General features: G+C 42.2%; 24 protein-coding genes. 1 reads left to right on the top strand and 23 read right to left on the bottom strand.

From position 1 onward, the window contains the following. Positions 1–9: 9 nt before the first annotated feature. From PR808_RS07405 to PR808_RS07515, 23 genes are all read right to left on the bottom strand, one after another. Positions 10–1065: an MrpH family fimbial adhesin gene (locus tag PR808_RS07405; protein ID WP_272539018.1), complete on the bottom strand. Its 1056-nt coding sequence runs from the start codon at positions 1063–1065 to the stop codon at positions 10–12. Between the two features lie 14 nt (positions 1066–1079). Next, positions 1080–1589, bottom strand: coding sequence for a fimbrial protein (locus PR808_RS07410; protein WP_272539019.1), 510 nt, complete (start codon positions 1587–1589; stop codon positions 1080–1082). A gap of 11 nt (positions 1590–1600) precedes the next feature. After that, positions 1601–2128 carry a fimbrial protein gene (locus PR808_RS07415; RefSeq protein WP_206084667.1) on the bottom strand — a complete coding sequence of 176 codons (528 nt, stop codon included), beginning with the start codon at positions 2126–2128 and terminating at the stop codon, positions 1601–1603. Then, positions 2121–2471, bottom strand: coding sequence for a hypothetical protein (locus tag PR808_RS07420; protein ID WP_206084668.1), 351 nt, complete (start codon positions 2469–2471; stop codon positions 2121–2123). The genes PR808_RS07415 and PR808_RS07420 overlap by 8 nt, the downstream gene beginning before the upstream one ends. A gap of 27 nt (positions 2472–2498) precedes the next feature. Further along, positions 2499–3227, bottom strand: a complete 729-nt coding sequence (locus PR808_RS07425) for a fimbrial biogenesis chaperone (RefSeq protein WP_206084669.1) — start codon at positions 3225–3227, stop codon at positions 2499–2501. Positions 3228–3240: 13 nt separating this feature from the next. Next, positions 3241–5730 carry a fimbria/pilus outer membrane usher protein gene (locus tag PR808_RS07430; RefSeq protein WP_272539020.1) on the bottom strand — a complete coding sequence of 830 codons (2490 nt, stop codon included), beginning with the start codon at positions 5728–5730 and terminating at the stop codon, positions 3241–3243. A gap of 34 nt (positions 5731–5764) precedes the next feature. Then, positions 5765–6334: a fimbrial protein gene (locus PR808_RS07435; protein WP_206084671.1), complete on the bottom strand. Its 570-nt coding sequence runs from the start codon at positions 6332–6334 to the stop codon at positions 5765–5767. Positions 6335–6378: 44 nt separating this feature from the next. Continuing rightward, positions 6379–6930 carry a fimbrial protein gene (locus PR808_RS07440; RefSeq protein ID WP_206084672.1) on the bottom strand — a complete coding sequence of 184 codons (552 nt, stop codon included), beginning with the start codon at positions 6928–6930 and terminating at the stop codon, positions 6379–6381. A gap of 466 nt (positions 6931–7396) precedes the next feature. Continuing rightward, positions 7397–7879 carry a FidL-like protein gene (locus PR808_RS07445; RefSeq protein ID WP_272539021.1) on the bottom strand — a complete coding sequence of 161 codons (483 nt, stop codon included), beginning with the start codon at positions 7877–7879 and terminating at the stop codon, positions 7397–7399. Continuing rightward, on the bottom strand, positions 7869–8690 hold the full coding sequence (locus tag PR808_RS07450; RefSeq protein ID WP_272539022.1) for a winged helix-turn-helix domain-containing protein: 822 nt from the start codon (positions 8688–8690) through the stop codon (positions 7869–7871). The genes PR808_RS07445 and PR808_RS07450 overlap by 11 nt, the downstream gene beginning before the upstream one ends. Positions 8691–8927: 237 nt before the next feature. Next, positions 8928–9446 (bottom strand): 4-hydroxyphenylacetate 3-monooxygenase, reductase component, encoded by a 519-nt coding sequence (hpaC, locus tag PR808_RS07455; RefSeq protein ID WP_272539023.1) that lies wholly within the window; start codon positions 9444–9446, stop codon positions 8928–8930. Positions 9447–9465: 19 nt separating this feature from the next. Further along, positions 9466–11028, bottom strand: coding sequence for a 4-hydroxyphenylacetate 3-monooxygenase, oxygenase component (gene hpaB / locus PR808_RS07460; protein WP_272539024.1), 1563 nt, complete (start codon positions 11026–11028; stop codon positions 9466–9468). Positions 11029–11504: 476 nt separating this feature from the next. Beyond that, positions 11505–12395 (bottom strand): 4-hydroxyphenylacetate catabolism regulatory protein HpaA, encoded by an 891-nt coding sequence (gene hpaA, locus PR808_RS07465; RefSeq protein ID WP_272539040.1) that lies wholly within the window; start codon positions 12393–12395, stop codon positions 11505–11507. Between the two features lie 180 nt (positions 12396–12575). Continuing rightward, positions 12576–13943 carry a 4-hydroxyphenylacetate permease gene (gene hpaX, locus PR808_RS07470; RefSeq protein ID WP_272516356.1) on the bottom strand — a complete coding sequence of 456 codons (1368 nt, stop codon included), beginning with the start codon at positions 13941–13943 and terminating at the stop codon, positions 12576–12578. Between the two features lie 160 nt (positions 13944–14103). After that, entirely contained in the window at positions 14104–14910 is an 807-nt protein-coding gene (gene hpaI / locus PR808_RS07475) for a 4-hydroxy-2-oxoheptanedioate aldolase (protein ID WP_272539025.1), read from the bottom strand. 10 nt (positions 14911–14920) lie between these two features. Beyond that, positions 14921–15724 carry a 2-oxo-hept-4-ene-1,7-dioate hydratase gene (gene hpaH, locus PR808_RS07480; protein WP_206084680.1) on the bottom strand — a complete coding sequence of 268 codons (804 nt, stop codon included), beginning with the start codon at positions 15722–15724 and terminating at the stop codon, positions 14921–14923. A gap of 174 nt (positions 15725–15898) precedes the next feature. Beyond that, a complete protein-coding gene (locus PR808_RS07485; RefSeq protein WP_272539026.1) occupies positions 15899–17362 on the bottom strand; it encodes an NAD-dependent succinate-semialdehyde dehydrogenase in 1464 nt (487 codons plus the stop codon). Further along, the gene (locus PR808_RS07490) at positions 17359–18585 is read right to left on the bottom strand and encodes a Bcr/CflA family multidrug efflux MFS transporter (RefSeq protein WP_206084792.1); all 1227 of its coding nucleotides are present in this window, start codon (positions 18583–18585) and stop codon (positions 17359–17361) included. The genes PR808_RS07485 and PR808_RS07490 overlap by 4 nt, the downstream gene beginning before the upstream one ends. 27 nt (positions 18586–18612) lie before the next feature. Further along, positions 18613–18996, bottom strand: coding sequence for a 5-carboxymethyl-2-hydroxymuconate Delta-isomerase (locus tag PR808_RS07495; protein ID WP_272539027.1), 384 nt, complete (start codon positions 18994–18996; stop codon positions 18613–18615). A 9-nt stretch (positions 18997–19005) separates the two neighbouring features. Beyond that, positions 19006–19887 (bottom strand): 3,4-dihydroxyphenylacetate 2,3-dioxygenase, encoded by an 882-nt coding sequence (gene hpaD, locus PR808_RS07500; protein WP_272539028.1) that lies wholly within the window; start codon positions 19885–19887, stop codon positions 19006–19008. Positions 19888–20104: 217 nt separating this feature from the next. Further along, complete coding sequence (hpaE, locus tag PR808_RS07505; RefSeq protein ID WP_206084684.1) at positions 20105–21571, bottom strand: 5-carboxymethyl-2-hydroxymuconate semialdehyde dehydrogenase; 1467 nt, start codon at positions 21569–21571, stop codon at positions 20105–20107. After that, on the bottom strand, positions 21571–22350 hold the full coding sequence (locus tag PR808_RS07510) for a fumarylacetoacetate hydrolase family protein (RefSeq protein ID WP_206084685.1): 780 nt from the start codon (positions 22348–22350) through the stop codon (positions 21571–21573). The genes hpaE and PR808_RS07510 overlap by 1 nt, the downstream gene beginning before the upstream one ends. Then, entirely contained in the window at positions 22350–22979 is a 630-nt protein-coding gene (locus PR808_RS07515; RefSeq protein ID WP_206084686.1) for a fumarylacetoacetate hydrolase family protein, read from the bottom strand. The genes PR808_RS07510 and PR808_RS07515 overlap by 1 nt, the downstream gene beginning before the upstream one ends. A 420-nt stretch (positions 22980–23399) precedes the next feature. On the opposite strand from PR808_RS07515, the gene hpaR reads away from it, so the two are divergent. Further along, positions 23400–23855 (top strand): homoprotocatechuate degradation operon regulator HpaR, encoded by a 456-nt coding sequence (gene hpaR, locus PR808_RS07520; RefSeq protein ID WP_206084687.1) that lies wholly within the window; start codon positions 23400–23402, stop codon positions 23853–23855. Positions 23856–23890 lie beyond the last annotated feature (35 nt).

Here is a 23890-nt window from a genome sequence, read left to right on the forward strand (position 1 = left end):
ACCACTGTATTAAATAAAGGTGGCGATTAACCAAGCATTGCCTTTGTAGTCTCCAGGTTCAGCGTCTGAACCTGAAAGCTGACTTTCAATGCGAATATTTTTGACCTTATCAATAGTGGTTTCAATTTCTTTCCCACTTTGGTTGGTTTGCTCATCATAAAGCGTGACTTCAGAGTAAATTGTATTATTGCCTGATTTTAGTGGAACGCGTTTTTCTGGGTCGGTGTCAGTTGCGTAATCTAATTTTAATTTCACTTTTACAGGCTGAACTCGTTCACAGGTATAGGTGACTGTGCGTGTTTCTTTACTGTTAAATTCATAGGCATCCAGTGTTTTATGGTCAATATTTAAATTATCAATATTGGAACGGCAATTTGATGGGTAATGAACCACAGATGTAGTAAGGTTTAATTTTACGCTGGCTTTATCTGCTGGGACGTAAAGAGTTGGCGTGCCATAGTCTTGGAATAAACGGGTATAGCCTGCAATCATCGCATCAGGAATCACAATTTTGCCATCAACGGGGATTTCTTTAACGTAAACCCTCACTTCAAACGGAAAATGCACGGTAAAGTAAGATGTATCTAATGGCCCCATATTTCCTTTTGCGCACCCGTACGCAGGAATATTTTGCCACCCACGAGTAATGCCATTATCAGAATAAAGTGTAAAAAAGGTATTTGAGTTGATTCTATAGGCCGTTAACCCATTAAGCGAAAACCCAGCTTCCGGCATATAGGCGAGGACACGATGATACGCGAAAGAGTCTGACAGTCCTGGAGGATAGTATCCTTCGAGGAAATTAACGGTACATTCTACTCGGCCAAAAGGTTGTGAAGTCGACTCATTAATTACAATCCCCGAGCTATTGGAAGGAGCAATTAAATAATATTTATTGTTATCGGAGCCAACTGTCGGGTTCGTCGCAACAACCGAATTGCTCGAAATTAAACTCATTTTATAGCCACCACCAGCGGCTGCGTAGCGGATTGCTTGTGCTTGTAGGCTGCTTAAACACAGTGGTAGCAATAACAGTAATTGTGAATAAATTTTTAACTTTTTCATAAGTTTTCCCAATATTACAGGTAATCAACCATTACAGATAAAGCCGCGGTAAATGGCCCCGCTGTAAGGTTTTCTAGAGCTTGATTCGTCACAAGTTGCGACTGAATAACGATTTTCCCTGTATCACCACTGATGGTAGGGGCGATCCTTTCCCATTTATTCAAGTTCAGCGCCGTGCTTTTATTTTCTTCTGAAAAACGAATACCCAGCCCATTAATTGAGGTGGCCAGCACCGTTTCGTTATTGACAGTTAGGGTATTGCCTTCTCTCGGAGAAAGATAAACCTGTAAATTTTTACGAAGCTCACATTGCTTAATCAAAATGCCAAACGATTGTTTTTCTTCGGTTAACCTATCGAGTGCAACTTCTCTAAAATTGATAAATAGTTCTTTCTCGCCATTTTCCGCGGTTAACACACAAGGCGGTCGCACTAACTTGGCAGACAGTGACAGCAAGATATCGGCTTGGGTACCAAAGGAAATAAATAGCCCGACTAAAGGAAATACAAAACGCGTTAGTTTCATTCTAATTCTCCCTATTGATAATCAAGGTTGAACGTCACGGTTGAAGAAAAGCCGCCTGTTGTTAAACGCGCATTAAAGGGTTTTTGTGCATACACACCAAATGAAAGAGTATTAATTGACCCTTTTCCTGATTCAGTGACAGTACTGACGTCTATTTTTGTATTTAGGTCGAGCTCTTTGCCATTGCTATCCGTAAGCGCTAATAACACATTGGATTCACCCGTTGTTTTTAGGTAGTTAATACCATTATGGGCTTCTGTATTTTGGGTATTTAAGGTGATTTTGATGGTTTTATTTAATGCCATCGCTGAACAATCCACGATATCCAATTTAAAGGGCTGCATTTCAGAGCGCCCTAGTGTTTCGAGGGATGAAAAGCGTAACCCAGACAGGTAGACTTTTTTCTGCGCATCATCATCACTGAGGCGACAACCTAAAGGCACTAATACACCTTCAAAATAAACCGTTAGGCTGTTGGCAAAACTGCTATTCGCCGTTAGGAATAAAAGGCTAAATAATAATATTGAGTACTTAGTCATAATTTATTTCCAGACGTTGTGCTGTGTTATTGGCAGGGATAGATAACAAAAATGTGTTATTGTGCAAGGGTTGCGCTAACACATGCTTTTCTGCACCCAACTTCAAAGTAAAAGGGACCCAAGCGTGTCGTTTTGCTAACTGATTACAATGGGAAAAATTCATTTCTAATTGATAAGTTTGTGCCAGTAACGTATTTTCATTCAGTTTCATTGAAATCAGTGGTAGACAAGGAGCCGTGACAATACGTGCGTTGACATAGACTGTGCCCGTAGTGACTGGTGCAGTGGACTGCGCAAAAATAGGTGCCGCAAAAGCCCATAGCACTAAGTAACGTAATTTCATCGTTCTGCTCCTTTCTATTTTGACGCATTATTCAGTCACACTGCACTGTGATACTTGGCACTTGAATGCCAGTGATGGCTTTCCGCCGTAATCATTAATGTATGTCAGGTAAGGTGTTGAAAATTTGGCTGATTTAATAATTTGATTCGATTTTGGTGGCACCATGATAGCCTCAAAATCACTCTCTTCAGATTGCTTTTGGCTGTTTCCAATGCCTATAACGGTTAAATAAAAAGGTGTTGGATTATTTAATGTATAGCCCGTTGCTGCAGGCGTTAGCGTGACGTGTTTTGCCCAATCTGTTTTACTTTGCGCCACAATACTTTCTGGGCGATAAAACAGTTTTACGCGGCTTTGTAACGCAATTTGCAACACACCAGCTTCTGATGATTTAGGTGGGATTTCGCGCAAGTTGTAATAAAACAGGGATTCTCTGTCTTGCGGCAATTTCACAATATCAGGTGCAGTACTTAAACGAACTAAACTGGTGGATTTTGGCTCCATACGCTGAATGGGTGGCGTGGCAATAATTGGGCCTGTTTCGAGCTTTTGCTCAGACGCATTTTCTAACCATGACTGCGCCAAGTAAGGCAGTTCAGGGTTGTCATTGCGGATGGTTATGTTGATAGAGGGTTGATTACCATCGAAAATAATACGAGTACGATCAAGCGTGACGGCGGCTTGAGCGGTGCTCAAGACGCTTACCGTGAGCGTAAAGGCTGTGGTTAAAAGTAAAAAATGGCGGTTCAATTTCATCTTAGTTCTCTTATTAACGACAAATGATAGTAGGGTAAACGTCCTGAGGGCTAATCACGTCAGGGACTTGTGCGCTACACTGAAGTTTGTTTCCCCAATAGATATTTAATAATTCTTTAGCTCGGATACCGACAATCCATGTAATACCTTGCTCGCCGACAATACCTAGCTCGATATTGTTGCTATTGCGTACGCTGGCACCAAACGGAGGGTAGGTGTTATCTGCAAGTTTTAAGCGGGCGAATGTCTTTTCACCTTGAATGACATTAAGGCTGCGATAGCCAATGGCGCCGCGGGTTAACGTAGCATCAGCGACGGTCTCTAACGCTTCAATATCTTTTGGTAATTTACTGGTATTAATTGATGCGCTGGTTTTCCGATAACTGCTGATATTCGGCAATACCGCAAGACCAAAGTGGTTAGTTTGGTACACGCCACCACTGAGCGGCACGTTAGCTGCGCCCGGAGTTTCTACGACCAGACGCGTGCCACCGTAAGCGGCTTGGTGCATCGCGATCCCTTCTTTAATTAAGGTAATGCCGCCATTAATTGAGCCACCTACGCTGTGGTATTCATTCGGCACATAACTGGCATTCCCTGAAATCGAGGCATAAGGGAGGTTTTGACTCAAATAGCCGCTAAAGCTGGTTTGGTCATCTTGGTTGTTCCCTGTTTGGTAACCCACATTTAGGTTATAGCTGCGTTGTTCGCTATACCCACTGTAGCCAACATTGTGTGTTGAGCTGTGCTTGCCATTTTGATCCCGTGTGTAGCCTTCAGAAAAGCTAAAGCTACTGCCTTGGGATAATGGGATCGTAAAATATAAGCTGATCGCATCATCTTGATAGCCTGCTCTTTTTGAACGGGTTGCAGATGCGGTGAGGTTAACGTTTTTCAGCCCTAGCGCCGCCCAATTTAATAGGGTACTCAGGTATAAGCTGTACTGTTCCTCAGTTTCACTATTCCAATATGTGTTGTATTGGTAGTTGCCACCCAAAGAGAAATCGTCAAAATATTTGTTGATATTCACTTGGTAGCTTTCTTTCTGGGCTTGTGATTCATTGCCAGTACGGCGTTCGTCCAAGGTTTGTTGCAATGAACGGTAAGTTTCATCAGAGAAACGGTACCCTGCGAACGTAATGTCGGTTCTGGCTTCGTCAAACGATTTTGAATAACTGAGACGGTAGCTTCGTCCTGTTAAGGTTTTATCAATCAACTGCGCATGCGACTGGGTGGCATCAAATGAAAGGCTACCGAATGTAAATAAGTCACGGCCAAAACCTGCTGAAAAAGCTTGGTAATTTTTTGATAAAACTGAACCACCATAGATAGACCACAGGTTATTTAACCCATAGGATAATTCGCCTGATGCGGTTAAATCACCTTCGAGTTCTCGGCCATTAAAGCGGGGTTTCCCCGCAGCAAATTTATAACGAATTTGCCCTGGCCGAGTTAGGTAAGGTAACGCTGCAGTGGTGATACTAAATTGTTGTTCTTCACCGTTTTCTTCACGCACGGTGACATCGAGCGTTCCACGAATGGAGCTATCCAGAGTTTGAATACGAAACGGTCCCGCAGGCACCGTTGTTTCTAACACAATGCGGTTATGGCTTTTGACAATAACGGTGGCATTAGTCTGGGCAATACCAATAATTTCAGGGGCATAACCTGTTAACTTTGGCGGCATCATGTTTTCATCGGTTTCAAGAGAAATACCGGTGTACTGCCAAGAGTCAAAAATAGCAGAGTAAAAGTAGTTTTCACCTAGAGTTAAAATAGATGCTATTGATTTAATTGAACGATATGCGAATAAGCGGCTAAACGAAGCATCGCTATATTGGTTCTCAAAGCTCCCCGTGGATTTACGGTAATTGGCTTGGTAATCACCCCGTAAGCGCCATGCACCAAAATTAAGGCCTGTTGTTCCATTGGCTGAAATATATGACTCTCGAGAGCCTGAGTTTCTACGCGTTAAAGAACCTGTGAGGTTGTAATCTAATAAAAAGCCATTAACACCTTCCTCCCAACGGGAAGGAGGAACCCAACTTGGATCAGTGTATTCTAAATAGCTTTGTGGAATTAAAATTGAGAGCGTTAATGTGGATAAATCAACATTCAGCGTTGCCCCCTCAAGTGCGGACAAATCCAAGCATTTTCCATTATCACGATATTGAACTAATTTGATTGCATCAGGCGTTAATCCTAAGCGATCCAAAATATTGAAAGGAATACAAACCGTATCGAATAAATTATTTTCTTGAGATTGCGGTGCGATTACTGTGATATCTTGTGCACTTCCCATACTCTCATTATTGACTTTGAGTGTTAAATGGTAAGTGCCAGGCATAATAAATCCGGCCTGAGAAAACTGGCTAAAATCGATATTCTGTGTGTCTTCGGTATCTAACATATCCGTATTAAATTCGACAGCATAGGCTATTGAAGAAATAGAAGATAAAAAAGACGTCACAATAATGTAGGAATAAATATTAAGTCTAACCATGATTTTTTCATCGAATTAATTATGTGTTTATTTATTAATCGTAAGTAACGTTGAATTTAATAGTGGTAAAATAATCCCCAGGCGTAATTTCATTATTACTTGTGCCTAATTCTGTTTCATATTTCAAATAGCTTTCTTTACTTTTATGATCAAAATAAATGTAGTTATTAGATATAGAATAAAGCTTATTTGGCATTAATAAGTTGTCATTACTATCGTAAATATATAGAACAACACCAGGCTTAGGTCCTGAAAGCTTTATTGCATTGCTATATATATCTTGCGGGGCAAAGAAGCGAATTTTAATGCCTTTGTGGTTATTATTGTCATATTCGCTAATACAGTTATTCAATTTTATATAAAATGGCTTACGCGTTATTTTTCTATCTTCTATTTCGTTAATACTAAAGTTAGATATATAGTCGTAATTGATATACTGATACTGGCTATCTGTTTCAATAGAGCAGGGGGCAGCAACAATATAGCCTTGCATTACCGCCTCACCACGAAGCCCATCTTGTACATGTCCTAAATTAGAATCTATTGCATAAGAATTAATAGAGCTCAATAATAAGGTGGTTAATATATAAATATTTTTTTTCATAATGAACCTTTTTATAGGGAGGAATAAAATCCTCCCTTAAAAAATTACTCGTATGTGATTTTAAAATCAGCAATAGAGCTAAATTCACCTTCAGTGACTGCAACAGCACCATCAACACGTTTAGCTAATGCAGTAAATTCTAAAACGTTTTCACCTTGTTTATTACGAATTTGGTTCATCACAGATTTAGCTTCATCAAATTTAAAGTCTTTAATCTGAACACCGATGTTTGTTGCAGAACCTGTAGTACCTAAGAATTCTTTGTTAGTACCCACATAGTTTTTACCACCAAAGGTAATTTTGATATCTTTAACTGCAACCCAGTTATCATCTTTATCTTTACTGAATTCATCGAAATTACAGTCTTTGATTTTAATCGCGATATCTTTTTCAGCTGCATTACCTGCTTCTAAAGATGCGCGAGAAAGTTGACCAAAAGGAACTTCTTGTTTAGTGCTTTCAGATTCAATATTACATGGCGCATTAACAACTTGGCCGCTGAAATGTAATTCGCCTGAGTTGCCACTTGCTAATACAGAGGTAGACAGTGTTGACGCAGCAAATAAAACAGCAACAGATAATTTATTTAATTTCATACTAAAATCCTTAAGAGAAAAATTAACAATTTCCATAATGAAGCCTCTTAACTAGCGGGCATTATAGGAATTGATTTACTTACCCATCATTGGGATGTAACTGGTTATATATAAAAGAAAAATTGGGCCTTTTATAAACCTGTATCCATTCGTACTTTCATATCAGGAAATGATATTTGAATATCAGTCTATTCGACGAGAGCTATGTTACCCTTACTGAGTGTATAGCGAAATAAAATTCTTAAATTTTAATCTAATATGAACATTTATTCTTCGTTGTTGTTGTTTTTTAATGGATTTTAATATTTTTATGCTTCATTAATATTGAAGTAAATAATTAATTTTTGTGATTTTAAGGTGTTTTAATATGTTTCAATGTATGAATTTTTTAAAATACAAAAAAAATGCATCAGATATTAGAATATCTGATGCATTTTGTTGTTTTTTTGAGGGTTACTAACAGTGATTAGATTGTACAAATAAACATTGGCGAGTAATTTTCTTCAAAAATATAATTTTTATCGTTTAACCGTTTTACTCTAGTGAAGTAAATTTGGTTAAGCTGCGGGAGGCCTCGTATATAAATGTCATCGCCAGCCTGGTCGCTCGGGTCAATGTAAATATTTTTTATCCGAGAAAAAAAATGACCGCCTTGCTGTTTGTATTCAATAAGCATTTTACGGGAGATAATGAATTTTTTATGATTAAAATTAATTTCTCCTGACATGATAAAAGAATATTGATTATCATTATCCTCACTTGGAATGATACTCAATAAGTAATAGCCATTTAAGCTAGAGCGATCGTCTGAGATATCAATTTTTAAAGTTGCACGGCAGTCAGGTACAATAGGTGTATTAAGTTGAATATATGTATATAAGCTAATTAAAATCAAAGTGGTGGTGGTGAGGAGTAAAAAAACAAATCGTACAGCTTTGTTATTTGGCATAGAAATTCTCACAACTTATTGTAGCACCATCTTTTGCAGTTTTAGGGCAGTATGATAAAAATAGATAGTCATCATCGAAATTTTTATTTTGGGTGATAATTCCCACATTATAGTAAAAAATAGTAGCGGGTTTCTTGCAATCAATATTTAAACTTTTTAGCCTATCTTTTAGTACAGAAAAACTCATTGAGCGAGTATCTGCCTTATGGTAACTGTTTATATAACGAATTGAGCACTGATCAATTTGACCGACTTCTGGGTATTCAGTACGGCTAGCAAAAAAGTAGCTTTTAAATAAATAAAGCAAACAAAAGATAATAACGGCAATCAGTGTTATTTCTAGGTAGCGATTATTTAAAATATAAGCTTTTTTAACGGGGGTTTTGGCATTTATTTCGTTTTCTTCATCTATTTCTAAAGAAGACTCAGTCGATGGAGATAAGAGGGAGGGGATTTCTGAAATAGTTTCTTCAGGCTGTTCTTCGCTTATTTCAAAGGTTAAATTAGCTGAAAATTTTATTCCTACTTTTGGAATAGTTGAAATAATTTCATCATCAAAAAAAGATGATAAATGGCGGCGCAAAACAGAAATACTGCTATTTAAATTATTGTCAGAAACAACTTGGTTATGTTCTTCCCATACACGACGTAATAAAGTTTCCCTATCTAAAACTTCTCCGTTATTTTGTGCTAATACTAAAAGTAAACGATTTAACGTTGTCGTCAGCTTAATTGCGTCGTCAACGTGACTCGTATACAACAGCCCCTGATTGCTGTCATAGGTAACATGCTGATTAATTAAATATTTCATTTTAGGATGGGTTTTATTTATAGTGGAATACAACTGTATGGTGTCAGTTTATACCCGTAATTCGGGATATGTCAATTAAACTGCATTAGAGTAATTTATTATATTATTTAAAGTGGAAAATGCGAAATAAATATCTAAGGGAGTAAGTGGGATTTAATTGAGGTAATGACAACTTTATTATGTTTAATTAAACAATAAAAGCCCCGGTTAGGGGGCTTTGATGTATTAGATTATCCGTTAAGCTGTTGGCTCAAGGATTTGATGCATAACAGGGTGGAATTTACGTTTAAAGTAAACTAACCCATGCCCTGTGTCATTTACAATGATTTGTTTCATTTCAACCATGTAGACAGAGTGTGTACCAATGTCCTGAACTTGCGTGATTTCGCCTTCAAGATTAGCGAGGGCATTTTTCAATAATGGTTGCTGTAAAATACCGTTATCCCACACATTCCAGTTAAAACGCTCTTCCATTGTGGAACCTTTCATTCCCGCAAAATGGCACGCTAATTCTTCTTGGTCATGGCTTAGCACATTCACACACAGGCGGCCATTCTTTTGAAATACCGCATTCATTGCACTGTTGCGGTTGACACATACCATCAAAGTTGGTGGCGTATCCGTAACTGAACAGACTGCAGTTGCTGTAATTCCACAGCGACCTTCAGTACCATCCGTGGTGACTATGTTCACTGCTGCACCGAGACTAGCCATCGCATCTCTGAAACGCAGGCGATGTTCATTTTCTAAAGACATATTGACCTCCTGCTACTGATTACTTCAGCAGCGAATCTAACTGATTAATATCATTATTGTTATACAGGTGTGGACGTTTCCATCCGTGTTGATCGTAATCTGATAAGCAGCGATCAACCATATCTGTCATGGCTTTCATGTTGCCAGAACCTTGTGCATGACGCAGACATTGCAGACGAATTTCGTCTTGGCTTCCTGCGTAGTTAATTTCATACAGTTCATGGCGACCACCAAACTCACTACCAATTGCATCCCACATGAGTTTGAGGATCTTAATACGTTCGACGTGATCCATTCCGTTTGAACCGCGTACATATTTAGCTAAGTACCTATCAATTTCTGGATTATTCATATCACGAACGCTGGATGGCAAGTAGATCAGCCCACTCGTTACGTTACTTTCAATGATATTTTTAATTTTGGTGTAGGCCATAGGTGCCATAACACGGTATGTCTGGATAGCTTGGGTATCTGGTAGGAATGCCCCGCCTTCCCACGCTTTCGCTTCTGATGTCATTGCATCAGTCAATGACCAGAACAGGTTACGCCACGCGACCACTTCACCTAAATCAGCCTGTACACCACGGAAATCAATAACACCTGTACATTCTAAACTTTTTTGTAACAATCCGGTAATGAAGTCTAATTTAACGGCCAAGCGGACACAAGCTTGTAATGGGAATAAACGTGCGAACCCACCTTGTACAGCCCAATTACGAGCACGGTCAAAGTCACGGTAAATCAAGACGTTTTCCCATGGAATTAACACATGATCCATCACTAAGATGGCATCATTTTCATCGAAACGGCTGGAAAGTGGGTAATCAAATGGTGCGCCAGTTGCGCCAGCCACTAATTCATAAGAGGCGCGAGAGATTAATTTCACACCGTCGGCATCCATTGGTGCAACAAACATCAGTGCAAAGTCAGGGTTATCGCCCATCACTTGCGCAGAACCAAAACCGATAAAGTTATAGTGTGTTAAGGCTGAGTTGGTTGCGACGACTTTTGCACCGCTGACGATAATCCCTGCATCAGTTTCTTTTTCGAGTTTAATATAAACATCTTTCACTTCATCTGCGGGCTTATGGCGATCAATTGGTGGGTTAACAATCGCATGGTTAAAGTATAAGCCGCTTTCTTGAATGCGTTTGTACCAGTTGCGCGCGTTATCCGCAAATTGGCCGTAATATTCAGGGTTTGCGCCTAAACAGCTGGCGAATGCCGCCTTATAGTCTGGAGTGCGTCCCATCCATCCGTAGCTCTGGCGTGACCAATCTGCGATAGCATCACGTTGTTGGCGTAATTCGTCTGCACTTTTCGCGAAACGGAAGAACTTGTGCGTGTATCCACCATTACCTGTGTCGGTGTTCCAGCAAAGCTGGTCATGAGTCGTTTTATCATGGAGCGCATCATATAACTGTCCTATAGAAGCCGCTGAATTACGAAAAGCAGGGTGAGTGGTGACATCTTTTACGCGTTCGCCATAAATATAAATTTCACGGTCATCTTGTAGGCTTTTTAGGTATTCTTGGCTATTAAAAGGGCGTTTAGCATCTGAGCGAAAATCTTCTGGTTTCATGTCTACCTCGTTATCTCACAATGAGGGCTTGCATTGATAGGGGACAAAGGTGCAAGCGAATATGTTAATTTTATGTTTGTTTTGTGTTTATTAATTGAATCGCTTTCTGAGACAATTTTAAAGAGACTTTAGAAAGGTTTACTGGTACTTTTCGTTGGTATGGGAAATTTATAAAAGAAATGTGATCCTATCGATATTTTAATGTTAATATAATCATTGTTTTTAATTAAAATAATCTAAATATCATAATATTGAAGTTTGTTTATATATTAACAATAAGTTATTTTACTTTATTTACATGCCTAATTTTTGTCCTTTAATTTCACTTTTTGTTATTCTGGACAACCTTGCTTAAGTAAGTTAAAACAAAATTGATAAGAGATAAAAATGTTTTTAAAATGTAAAATGAAATTTATTGCCGCTGAATTGTTCAACGGCAATGAAACTTTTCAAGTGAAAGGGAAATATTTGATCGCTTAATGGATATTTTGTTCACGCCAAGTGCTCGGCGAGCTGCCGACGAGTCGGTTAAAAAAGCGAGCGAAGTAGGCTGGGTCTTTAAACCCGAGTTGGTAGGCAATTTCAGAAACAGGGCTGTCCGAAAAAATAAGCAAACGCTTGGCCTCACGTAGAATACGGTCAAAAATGAGTCTTTTTGGCGGCCGATTAGCAAAACGGCGGCACATATCTTTGAGGCGCGATTCTGTTACGCCAAGTTTTTGTGCATATTCAGGTACGGCAAGGTGCTCATGATAATGTAAGTCAATTAATTGGTTAAACCGTTGGAATAGGCGATGCTCCCCTCGAACACCGCTAGTCGGGTGCCCATCTAATGGGATTGACCGTAGTAGAAAAGTAAAAAGTGCTTGCGCCAAAGAGGATAAAGCCTGATGTTTCCCTACATTGTTATTTGCTGATTCACGCGCCATCAATGCCCAGTAATGATTGAAAGTATCAATATCATCGAGCTTATCGGCAACAGATAAGCAAATAGCAGGAATATCCACTAAATCAGGATGAGCAGGATAAAGCGACTCAAGCAGTGGCATGATAAGATCTTGTCGCACAGTCAGTACATGCCCGTCCGTGTCTTCTTGAGTAAAAAAGGCATGGGCGACAGAAGGGGGAGTTAAAATAAACAACGGTGCCTGGACAGAATAGCGTAATTCGTCAAGCTGCAAGGTAATGTGGCCAGTGACCAAATAATGCAACTGGAAGAAACCATCATGGCGATGCGCCTGCATATCACGACCAAAAAAGGCAGCCATGTTGCCGAAGGTTTGGTAGTGGACGTCGTTGGTGCCTTGGGTTTCGTCGTAGTCTGTACTGATGTCGATATTCGTAATTAAAGTTGAGTTACCCTTCATTCTTCGGCTCGCAGCGTTGTTGGCCTCACAAGCCAACCCTAGCCACATACTTCAGTATGCTCCTAGGGATTAACTTGCTTGCCGCCTAGCTGCAAACCAAATTATTTTGGGTAACACCCTTTAATAATTATTTGCAGCATAAGTTATTAAAACATTTAAAACATTCGAACCATCAAAATTTTAAGGTGTTGCCCTTGGCCTTGAGTTTTTCATTGGGATAGCAATGACTAACAGCGCGCCGACCACCAGCAGGCCAGCCACAAAATACAAACCTGAGTTAAAACTACCCGTTTGGTCTTTTAACCAACCAATCAATAGTGGGCTGACGGCGGAACCTATATTACCCGTTGCGTTGATAACCGCAATACCGATGGCGCGAGCGCGTAAACTGATCGATTGGTCTGGCGTTGTCCAGAATACCGCCATCGCGGTGAATGAACCCGTTGATGCCATAATGATACCAATCAGCTGAATAATTGGGTGGCTAGTCATTGCAGCGAGAACCCAACCCGCGGCAGCAAATAAATACGGTAGGGCGGTGTGCATCTTCCGTTCTTGCAATCTATCTGAACGGCGGCTCCAGTAAATCATCCCCAAAATCGTACAGAATTGTGGGATAGCGGTAAGTAGCCCAATCATGGCATTACTACTGCCTTGGTTGAAGCTCTGCATGATTTGTGGCGTCCAGATATTAATCGCGCTTAACGTGTTGGTTAAACAGAAATAAGCGACGGTATACATCAAGATAACAGGGGTGAAAATCTCTTTCCACAAACTGGTATTTTGCAGGGCACTGTGGCTTTTTGACCCTTGTGGCTGCACGAGTTCCAGCTGGTCTTTATCCATCATTTCTTGCAGTGTGTCTTTATCTTCTTGCGTCAGCCATTTGGCTTTCTTCGGTGAATCATCAAGGTAGAACCAAACTAACACACCTAAAATCACGGAAGGGAAGCCTTCAAGCAGGAACAACCATTGCCAGCCTTTTAGGTCTAAAATGCCATCCATCCCTAAAATATAACCAGAAGCTAGGGATCCGAACGCCATGGTGACTGGCATCGCAATCATAAATAAGGCATTAGCACGAGCACGGAAATAGGCTGGAAACCAATAAGTTAGATACACCAGAATCCCTGGCAAGAAGCCCGCTTCAGCGATACCCACTAACATTCGCAGAACGTACAAACTTGTTGGCCCTGTGGCAAACATGGTTGCCGTTGAAGCAATCCCCCAAAGTACCATGATGGTGGCTATCCAGCGACGCGCACCAACAATCCCCAACATAATATTACTTGGAATACCAAAAATAACGTAGGTGGCATAGAACAAGGTGGCAGCTAAACCAAACATGGTTGAGGTCAGGCCGATGTCTTTCCCCATGGTGAGACCCGCAAAGCCAATGTTAATACGGTCTAGGAAAGAGAAAACAAACAGCACGAATAAAAAGACGATCAGCCGTTTGAATAATTTATTAATGACCCGCTGCTGCGGCTCAGTTAAATTTTTATGTTGTTCAGCAGGGTTAGTGCTTGCAAGTTGTTGATTACTCATTGTAGGGCCCTCAATTCTTTCTTCTGAAAATTATTATAGGTACAAGGGACGATGAGGCAGTCATGGTGGTGTCTGCCCTTTATTGCGATTTTAATATTTCACTCGTTTAGATAAGCCGTTTGTCTGTAGGGTAAAAAGTTATCTAAATAAGCAGGTTTAGTTAGTAAACACTAGGTGTGCTGGATGTCACTTCCGAGACCGTTTTGCCAAATTTTGCGGCAAGGGCTTCGGCGGTACGTGCTAGCAGCGTAGTATCAACGCCGACAGCGACAAACAGTGCGCCGAGTTTCAGATAATGTTCAGCAACCTCAGGGGCTGCCATTAAGATGCCAGGGGCGAGACCCGCAGCACGAATTTGTACAATCGCTTTTTCTATCACGGCTTTGACTTCAGGGGGGTTAGGATTTCCCGAAAAGCCCATGTCTGCACTGAGATCAGCTGGACCGATAAATACACCATCGACGCCTTCTACTTTTAAGATCTCTGGCAGGTTATTCATTGCTTCGCGGGTTTCGACCTGCACGATCACGCACATTTCATCGTTGGCACGAGTGAGGTAATCAGGGACTCGATTCCAGCGAGATGCACGTGCTAGTGCACTGCCAACACCGCGGATCCCTGCGGGTGGGTAGCGTGTTGCGCGTACTGCTTGCTTCGCTTGTTCGGCATTTTGTACCATTGGCAGCAACAAAGTTTGTGCGCCAATATCTAACAGTTGTTTAATGATCACAGGATCATTCCACGGTGGACGCACAACGGGTTGCGATGAATAAGGGGCGATCGCTTGCAATTGCGATAATGTTGTCTGTACATTATTCGGTGCATGCTCTCCGTCGATCAGTAGCCAGTCAAAGCCAGCACCCGCTAACAACTCGGCACTATACGGGCTGCATAAACCCAGCCATAAACCAATTTGAGGTTGGCCACTTTTTAGCGCTTTTTTGAATTTATTTTCTAAGATGTCCATTATAATTTCCTTATACAAAACGGCAGCTTATAGAACCCATGTTGCCGTAATCGACGTGGAACACATCGCCTTTACGTGCGGGAACTGGGCGGGTAAAGGACCCGCCAAGAATGATCTGGCCGGGTTCAAGTTGAACATTATGTGGCGCCAATTTATTGGCTAACCATGCAACGCCATTGGCAGGGTGATTCAGCACTGCTGCCGCAACGCCAGATTCTTCAATGACACCGTTGCGATAAAGCAGGGCGCTGATCCAACGCATATCTAAATCGCGTGGTTTAATTGGGCGTCCGCCTAAAATGACCGCGGCGTTTGCGGCGTTATCTGAGATAGTATCGAACACTTTACGTGGGCGATTAGTTTCAGGATCATTGTTATGGCAACGGGCATCGATCAGCTCAAGCGCGGGGATCACGTAGTCTGTGGCGTTATAAACATCAAAAATAGTGCAGTTTGGCCCACGCAGTGGTTTTGCTAAAACGAACGCGAGTTCAACTTCAATGCGCGGTACAATAAAGCGGTCGGTTGGGATGTCACAGCCGTCATCAAAAAACATATCATCAAGTAGCGCACCGTAATCTGGCTCATCAATTTGTGAGCTGGCCTGCATCGCTTTTGATGTCAGCCCAATTTTATGGCCTTTGAGCACGCGCCCTTCAGCGATTTTTAACCCAACCCATTCTTTTTGAACGGCATAAGCATCGTCGATCGTCATTTCAGGGTGATCTAAAGAAATCTGGCGGATCTGCTCACCGCTTTTTTCCGCTTGATTTAGACGCTGCGCTATTTGCAAGATTATGTCTTTCTGTAACATCTTATTTTCCTTTTGTACCTCAGCTCGTCATGCTTCGAGTGAGAACTGCATTAACTGCCTTGTTCTCACTCGAATTATTTAGAGCTAACAATTTGGATTTAAAATCATCCGTTCAAGTTATACTTCGAGCTTAGGTTTTATCTGCAATTTATTGAAAAATAGTCTGCTAATTAACTAGTTAGAAAGACCGCCAAAGCAGAGGTATTTCACTTCCAGATAATCTTCAATGCCGTAGCGCGAACCTTCACGCCCCAGTCCAGACTGTTTAATGCCACCAAATGGGGCGACTTCATTCGAAATAATGCCTTCGTTGATACCCACCATGCCGCTTTCTAATGCTTCAGCAACGCGATAGATACGGCCGATATCCCGTGAATAGAAATAAGATGCCAAGCCAAATTCAGTATCATTGGCAAGAGCGATAGCGTCTTCTTCATCACGGAATTTAAATAGTGGTGCTAGCGGGCCAAAGGTTTCTTCTTTGGCGACTTTCATGGATTTTGTCACGCCAGTGATAACAGTAGGTTCAAAGAACAAGCCACCTAAACTTGCTGCTTTACCGCCAGCAACCACTTTTGCCCCATGAGAAACAGCATCTGCAATGTGCTCTGAGACTTTGTCGATAGCCGCTTGGTTAATTAATGGGCCTTGTTGGGAGTCGGCTTGTGTTGCAGGGCCAATTTTGAGTCCATTAACCGCTTTGGCTAAGCGAGCCGCAAACTCATCATAGACACCCTCTTGCACTAAAATGCGGTTTGCACATACGCAAGTTTGGCCGCTATTACGGAATTTCGCGGCTAAAGCACCTTGAACTGCGGCGTCTAGATCAGCGTCATCAAATACGATAAACGGTGCGTTACCACCAAGTTCTAATGACATTTTTTTCACGGTGTTGGCACACTGTTCCATCAATAATTTACCAACACGGGTTGAGCCAGTGAATGTCAGCTTACGCACAATTGGGCTTGATGTCATAACGCCACCAATAGCCTGCGCGTCAGTCCCTGGAACAATATTAAATACCCCAGCAGGAATACCAGCCTCTTCACCAAGAACCGCTAGAGCGAGGGCTGACAGTGGCGTTTCAGCCGCAGGTTTCAGCACCATCGTACAGCCTGCCGCAAGGGCTGGGCCCACTTTGCGCGTGATCATCGCATTCGGGAAGTTCCATGGTGTGATGGCTGCGACAACGCCCACAGGCTGTTTGATGGTTACAAGGCGGCGACCTGGTAATGGGGACGGAATGCTTTCACCGTAAACACGCTTACCTTCTTCAGCAAACCACTCAATAAAGCTAGCACCGTAAGCAATTTCACCCATCGATTCTGTCATCGATTTGCCTTGCTCTGCGCTTAGCAGTTGCGCTAACTCTTTTTGGTTATCCATCATTAAACGGAACCATTTATTTAAGATTTGGCTACGCTCTTTGGCAGTTTTTGCCCGCCAAGCTGGCAAGGCTTTTTCGGCCGCTTCGATAGCGCGTTGGGTTTCTACTGCGCCCACATTGCTGACTTTGGCAATCACCGTGTTATCCGCAGGGTTGGTCACATCAAATACGCTTTTATCTTGGGCATCAACCCATTGACCGTTGATATAAGCCTGTTGGCGGAATAATGTAGAATTGGTGTTTATGCTCATTTTTCGTTTTTCTCCGAAGACACGGATTGAATTTGTGGGCGGATGTTTTTAGCCGATAAACGTTGGCTAGTAAAACTTAATCCAGCACAAATCGCCATCACAAGTGCCATAGCAAAAGGGGATTCATCCTGTAAGACAGAAACTGCAACGCTCGCCAGTGCCGCCAACGCAAATTGAATTGAAATCGCAAGTGCGCTTGCACTGCCAGCAATTTTGCCGCGATGTTGCAGTAACAGTGACAAACTGTTGGTGCCGATAGCGTTGACCATCGATAGGAACAGCACCACAAGAATAACAATTATGGGAAGATTTTGTTGGTAAAAAAGTAGCAAAAGCAGACCAAATGCTAATTGAAAGCCACTTTGCATGGTGAGTATGCGTGTTAAACTGTAAATTTTTAGCAGTTTCACATTTAGCAATAACATCACAATCATCCCCAAAATATTGCAGCCGAACAACAAACCATAATGCTGTTCAGATACCCCAAAATAGTTGATGTACACAAACGGTGAACCACTGATAAAGGCAAACATTCCTGCAAAAGAGAAGGCCATGGTGCCGATAATACTCAGTGCTTCTCGGTCTGTGAGCACCTGCGTGTAGTTTTTAAACGCCACACAAAGTAAATTCTCTGACGAGCGCTGGTGGACTAACGTTTCGGGCAACAGAAGGAAAATTGTACTCACCGAAACTAGACCAACTAACGCCAACAGATAAAAAATTGCCTGCCACTGAAAATGAATCAACAAAAAACCGCCCAGTAGGGGCGCTAGCAAAGGCGCAATCATGGTGACTAAGGTCATCAATGACAGCACTTTGGGTAATTCATTTGCAGGGTAAACATCCCGCGCGATTGCCCTTGCCATGACAATTGCAGCACCGCTACCAAACGCTTGTAATGCTCTGAAAATAATCAAGGTATTAGCATTAGTCGCTTGAGCACATAACAAGCTTGCCACGGTAAAAATAGCCAGCCCGCTTAACAACATTTTTCGGCGACCCAGTAGGTCACTGAGTGGGCCATAAAACAGCATGCCCACACAGAAACCCGCAAAGAATGCTCCAAGGGTATACTGCATTTGTCCTTGTGTTGCCTGTAGAGCTGTCCCCATTTGAGGCAGGGCAGGAAGATACATATCGATAGACAATGGCCCAAATGCCACCAATGATCCTAATAATGGGATCAGCCAGTGTGGGATGTGTTTATCGAAACTTTTGACCATCGTGCCCTCGCTTTCTTCGCTCAACGATTACGCTTTGAATAAAGCGTGAACGTTGTTTTGTTTGTAGTTCAATATGGGGTCAAGCTCTTCCATGGTAAATGACAGCGCTAATAGGCGCTTTGCCGTTAAATCTGCAAAATGCGCCTTGATTAGGTCGAAAAGCATTTCCCCTGTTTTTTGCCTGTCTTCGAGGGAACGACCTGCACCAATTTTTAGCGTCATATGCACGAAAGCATAGTCATGTTTACCATCCGCCATTTGCCATGTATCTAACCAAATTGCACGGCTACGAATGCCGCCCAATGGAAAAATACCTGTACCCGCAAGGGCTTCATTTACTTTGGCAAATAATTCGGGAAGCTTAGCCTCTTCACGGATATTCTCGGTACATTCTGCATAAAAATGTGGCATAACAATTCCTTACGCAGTTTCAGTTTGCTTGTCAGTGATATAGCTTGGTAGTGGGAAAACCGCATTGAGCTGCCCTGTACCTGAGCTGGCGAATAAATCGGTTAAGATTTCTACGTTCTCTGAATATTTGTCCCAACCTAACATGCCAAGCAACATAACTGTGTCATGCATATGGCCTTCGCCGTAGCAGTAGTCCGCGTATTCAGGCAGCATTTTGCAGAACTCTTGAAAACGGCCTTCACGCCATAATTTGACGACACGCTTGTCCATTTGCTCATCAAATTCACGGGTGTAGCTATTCATGCCATCTTCCGCTTTTTGGTCATCGATAAAGCGGTGTGATAACGAGCCACTGGCTAATACCGCCACCGTACCATCGTATTTTTCAATGGCAGTGAGGACGGCTTCGCCTAACTTGCGGCTGTCTTCAAAGCTATGTGACGTACAAAATGCAGAGATTGAAATGACTTTGAAGTGGCGATCGCTATTCATATAGCGCATTGGAACTAAGGTTGCATATTCGAGAGTTAAGCTTGGAATTTCATGTGCTTGAGCACGAACACCGAGCTTACGCGCCTCTTCACCTATCATCTGGCCTAAGGTAGAGTTGCCATCATATTCATATTCCATATCGCGAATGAAATGTGGAAGTTCATTACTAGTATAAATACCTTTGAAATGATCGGCACAGTTGATGTGATACGCGCTGTTGACTAACCAGTGAGTGTCAAAAACAATAATGGTATCCACGCCTAATTCACGGCAGCGACGGCTAATTTCTTTATGGCCATCGATAGCGGCTTGGCGGCACCCATGGTTTTTACCTGGTAGTTCAGATAGGTACATGGATGGGACGTGTGTGATCTTTGCAGCTAGTGCCAACTTACCCATTTTCTTCCCCTTATTCGTCATACTTCACGTTGTAGCGTTGTTGACCGCTCGCGCTAACCCTAGTCACATACTTATGTATGCTCCTAGGGATTAGCTTGTTTGTCGCCTAGCTACACCGCGAATTATTTAGAATAAGTAGCTGAATTAATTATCATTGATTCAAAATTACTTAGAATAAAAAATGGTGTAGCTTGCTACGGAATAATTTTGCTTTTTATTACACACCCCAGCGTGGGATGTTGTGGTCTCCGTAGGAGATACACACGTTCTTCATTTCGGCGAACACTTCAAAGCTGTACTCGCCACCTTCACGGCCAACACCAGAGGCTTTTACACCGCCGAATGGTTGGCGCAGGTCACGGACGTTTTGGGTGTTAACAAACACCATACCTGCCTCGATGCTGCGAGATAAACGCAGAATTTTGCTGACATCTTGCGTCCAAATATACGAAGCCAGGCCGTACTCCACATCGTTCGCCATACGTAGACCATCTTCTTCAGTCTTGAATGGGATCAAACAAGCGACGGGCCCGAAGATCTCTTCTTGTGCAACGCGCATACGGTTATCCACATCAGCCAGAACGGTTGGGCGCAAGAAATGACCATTTTTCAGGTGATCAGGTAGATCAGTTGGTTTATCTGGGCCACCCGCTAACAGAGTTGCGCCTTCTTCCATGCCGATGCGGATATAACCAGACACTTTGTTCCAGTGCTGTTGGCTGATCAATGCACCGACTTGTGTTTTCGGATCGTTCGGGTCACCAACGATCAGACGGTTTGCGCGTTCAGCAAAACGTTTTACAAACTCAGGATAAATGCTTTCTTGAATGAAAATACGTGAGCCCGCGGTGCAACGTTCACCATTAATAGAGAAAATAGTAAACAGCGCCGCATCCATTGCGCGCTCAATATCAGCATCTTCAAAAATCAGGACTGGAGATTTACCCCCTAATTCCATTGAATATTTTTTCAGCCCTGCGTTTTGCATAATGGCACGGCCTGTTGCTGTACCACCGGTGAATGAAACTGCGCGCACATCGTGATGTTTCACCAGTGCATCACCTGCCGTTGCACCATAACCTTGTACTACGTTCAGGACGCCTGCAGGAATTCCTGCTTCAAGCGCTAACTCCCCTAAACGGTTTGCAGATAGCGGAGACAGTTCAGACATTTTCAGCACGGCAGTATTACCCAGTGCTAAACACGGTGCCGTTTTCCATGTTGCCGTCATAAACGGTACGTTCCACGGAGAGATTAATCCACACACACCGACGGGTTGTATCAGGGTGTAGTTCATCATTTTGTCGTCAACGGGATAGGTGCGGCCGTTCATTTGTTGGCAAATTTCAGCAAAGAATTCAAAGTTGTGTGAAGCGCGTGGGATCAACACATTTTTGGTTTGGTGAATTGGCAAACCCGTATCTTTGGTTTCCATTTCTGCAATTTGCGGTACGTTTTCGTCGATCAATTCACCTAAACGGCGCATTAAGCGAGCACGTTCTTTCATTGGCGTGTTAGCCCATTTTGGAAACGCGTCTTTCGCGGCGGCAACGGCTTGGTTGATTTCGTCTTGACCGCCAGAGGCGACTTCAGCGAGTACTTCACCCGTAGCTGGGTTCGTCGTTTGGAAATACTCTTTGCTGGCAACGTTCTTACCGTTGATCCAATGATTAATCTTAGTCATTACACTCGTTCCTCATAGTCTTTTTCGCTGATAATGGTGTTAACCAGTCGGCCAACGCCTTCAACTTCAACAATGACTTCGTCACCTGGTACCACATCTGACAGCCCTTTCGGCGTGCCTGTGGCGATCATGTCGCCTGGTTGCAGTGTCATAAAGTCACTGAGGTAAGCAATTAAAAATGGAATATCGAAAATTAAATCAGCCGTGGTGCCTTTTTGGCGTAATTCCCCATTCACATAGGTATAAAGCGCAAGGTTATGCGGGTCTTTCACTGCATCTTTATCAACAATCCAAGGGCCAATAGGTGTCAATGTATCGCGGCTCTTAACACGCAGATTGGGGCGATAGTAATTTTCCAAATAGTCGCGGATCGCGTAGTCATTACACACGGTATAACCCGCGACATAATCCATCGCATCTTCTCTTGAAACCTTGTGAGCCGTTTTGCCAATCACCACCACTAACTCAGACTCATAATGCATATATTCAACATTGTCTGGGCGTACAGAAACTTGACGGTGGCCTGTTAAGCTACTTTCTGCTTTTAAGAAAATTAATGGTTCTTCAGGTGGCTTAAATTCTAACTCTGCGGCATGGTCAGCGTAGTTCAAACCAAGGGCGAATAGGGTACCTTGCGCAGGGGGTAACCACGTCACATCAGATGAATCCCCAGCAACAACATTCCCGTTTGGTAATGTGATGGCTTCGTTATCGCCAACAGTGACGGCATATTCTGTCCCTTTAAAAAGGATTTTTGCGCGTTTAGTGATAGTAGACATTATTTTCCTCCTGCCGCGACAACCGTGTTTTTCAGACTTGGGAAGCCTTCTGCTTGAACCACCACTTCATCACCTGGTTTGATAGTGATGCGTTGTTGTGGGGTTCCCATCAGGATCACATCGCCTTGTTTTAAGGTGGCGAAATCACTGAGGGCAGCAACTAGCTCACTGGCATCACGGATTAAATCTTTTGTTGACCAACGGTCGACTTCTTTGCCATTCACTTGAGTGATGATATCAACAGGGGCATTTAGTGACGTTTTCACCATCTCACCAATTGGGCAGAAAGTATCACGGCATTTTGCTTTGATAGCAGGGCGGTAGAAGGTGTCTTCCGGCAGGCTCACTTCATTCGCGAGAGCAAATCCAGCAATAAATTTCATTGCATTCGCTTTGCTGACTTTGCGTGCATCTTGGCCAATCACCAGTGCAAGGGTTGCTCCACTTTGCACTTCTTCGCCCGCAGGGTGCAAAATTTGCTCGCCAGAATTGATGCGCGTATTGCGCGGCTTAATAAACCACACTGGGGTTTTGGGTGGGGTTTTATAAGGGGCTTGCTGGAATGCCTCGAGCCAATGGCTAAGTTGGCTTTGATGATTGAGGGCAACGGCAAATACTGTGCCTTTCATTGACAACTCCTTAATGAAAAGAATTCAACTTTCGAGTAATTATTAACATATTAATAAAGTATAATTTTGAAATTAGCAATACCTTTATAGAAATGTTAATTTTAATTGTGATCGCATTAACAAAATGCAACTGCTAATATGTAAGCTATTGTTATTAAATATTTTATTATTTTTTCAACTTTTTTTTAATTACAATTATTTAACTTGAATGATAATTAAAAAATTATTTACTCATTAATATTTTAGGGTTTTGCTTTGAGATTGTTATTTGAGCGTGCTACTCTTTAACAGAGGTGAGCGAGGTGTATTGAAGTCAGGGTGAAAATAGTGTGTTTTTATTAACAACAAGCCCAAAAGCATAACTTCAAAGCACCTAAATAGGGATTAAATAACATTAATTAAGTGATGAGTTTTAAGCTTATGCATGAATCATTGACAATTGCATTATTGCAAGCGAGAGAAACCGCAATGGGGTTCTTTCGGCCCATTTTAAAGTCGTATAATTTGACTGAACAGCAATGGCGTATCATTCGCGTTTTAGCTGATAACCGTTCAATTGATTTTCATGAGTTATCGGTTCAAACCTGTATTCTCCGTCCAAGCCTAACGGGGATCTTAACCCGTATGGAGCGCGAAGGTTTAATTTTTCGCTTAAAACCACTGAATGACCAACGTAAACTCTACGTTTCGCTAACGCCAACAGGGCAAGAGCTGTACGATAAAGCTCGTCAGGAAGTCGAAGAAGGCTATCAAAAAATCGAACTGGCATTTTCTCCAGAGAAAATGCAACAACTGACCGCCTTGTTGGATGAGCTTATCGCTTTAGAGAGCCCAGATTATAGTAGTATCGTTGCTGATAAGAAAAAGAGCGCCTAATTTTCGTCATATTTCGAGCTCTAGCTGTGTTGGCT

It is taken from the genome of Providencia sp. PROV197 (assembly GCF_028479625.1).
In the GTDB taxonomy this organism is placed as follows: Bacteria; Pseudomonadota; Gammaproteobacteria; order Enterobacterales; family Enterobacteriaceae; genus Providencia; species Providencia vermicola.

Coding starts and splice junctions, on each gene's coding strand:
- hpaH (WP_206084680.1), bottom strand. CDS start 15,724: ATGTTACAGAAAGACATAATCTTGCAAATAGCGCAGCGTCTAAATCAA.
- PR808_RS07495 (WP_272539027.1), bottom strand. CDS start 18,996: ATGCCACATTTTTATGCAGAATGTACCGAGAATATCCGTGAAGAGGCT.
- PR808_RS07490 (WP_206084792.1), bottom strand. CDS start 18,585: ATGGTCAAAAGTTTCGATAAACACATCCCACACTGGCTGATCCCATTA.
- hpaX (WP_272516356.1), bottom strand. CDS start 13,943: ATGAGTAATCAACAACTTGCAAGCACTAACCCTGCTGAACAACATAAA.
- hpaC (WP_272539023.1), bottom strand. CDS start 9,446: ATGTCTTTAGAAAATGAACATCGCCTGCGTTTCAGAGATGCGATGGCT.
- PR808_RS07405 (WP_272539018.1), bottom strand. CDS start 1,065: ATGAAAAAGTTAAAAATTTATTCACAATTACTGTTATTGCTACCACTG.
- PR808_RS07450 (WP_272539022.1), bottom strand. CDS start 8,690: ATGAAATATTTAATTAATCAGCATGTTACCTATGACAGCAATCAGGGG.
- PR808_RS07485 (WP_272539026.1), bottom strand. CDS start 17,362: ATGAGCATAAACACCAATTCTACATTATTCCGCCAACAGGCTTATATC.
- PR808_RS07430 (WP_272539020.1), bottom strand. CDS start 5,730: ATGGTTAGACTTAATATTTATTCCTACATTATTGTGACGTCTTTTTTA.
- PR808_RS07515 (WP_206084686.1), bottom strand. CDS start 22,979: ATGAAAGGCACAGTATTTGCCGTTGCCCTCAATCATCAAAGCCAACTT.
- PR808_RS07510 (WP_206084685.1), bottom strand. CDS start 22,350: ATGTCTACTATCACTAAACGCGCAAAAATCCTTTTTAAAGGGACAGAA.
- PR808_RS07415 (WP_206084667.1), bottom strand. CDS start 2,128: ATGACTAAGTACTCAATATTATTATTTAGCCTTTTATTCCTAACGGCG.
- PR808_RS07425 (WP_206084669.1), bottom strand. CDS start 3,227: ATGAAATTGAACCGCCATTTTTTACTTTTAACCACAGCCTTTACGCTC.
- hpaD (WP_272539028.1), bottom strand. CDS start 19,887: ATGGGTAAGTTGGCACTAGCTGCAAAGATCACACACGTCCCATCCATG.
- PR808_RS07420 (WP_206084668.1), bottom strand. CDS start 2,471: ATGAAATTACGTTACTTAGTGCTATGGGCTTTTGCGGCACCTATTTTT.
- hpaE (WP_206084684.1), bottom strand. CDS start 21,571: ATGACTAAGATTAATCATTGGATCAACGGTAAGAACGTTGCCAGCAAA.
- PR808_RS07445 (WP_272539021.1), bottom strand. CDS start 7,879: ATGCCAAATAACAAAGCTGTACGATTTGTTTTTTTACTCCTCACCACC.
- hpaB (WP_272539024.1), bottom strand. CDS start 11,028: ATGAAACCAGAAGATTTTCGCTCAGATGCTAAACGCCCTTTTAATAGC.
- hpaI (WP_272539025.1), bottom strand. CDS start 14,910: ATGGACATCTTAGAAAATAAATTCAAAAAAGCGCTAAAAAGTGGCCAA.
- PR808_RS07435 (WP_206084671.1), bottom strand. CDS start 6,334: ATGAAAAAAAATATTTATATATTAACCACCTTATTATTGAGCTCTATT.
- PR808_RS07440 (WP_206084672.1), bottom strand. CDS start 6,930: ATGAAATTAAATAAATTATCTGTTGCTGTTTTATTTGCTGCGTCAACA.
- PR808_RS07410 (WP_272539019.1), bottom strand. CDS start 1,589: ATGAAACTAACGCGTTTTGTATTTCCTTTAGTCGGGCTATTTATTTCC.
- hpaR (WP_206084687.1), top strand. CDS start 23,400: ATGCATGAATCATTGACAATTGCATTATTGCAAGCGAGAGAAACCGCA.
- hpaA (WP_272539040.1), bottom strand. CDS start 12,395: ATGAAGGGTAACTCAACTTTAATTACGAATATCGACATCAGTACAGAC.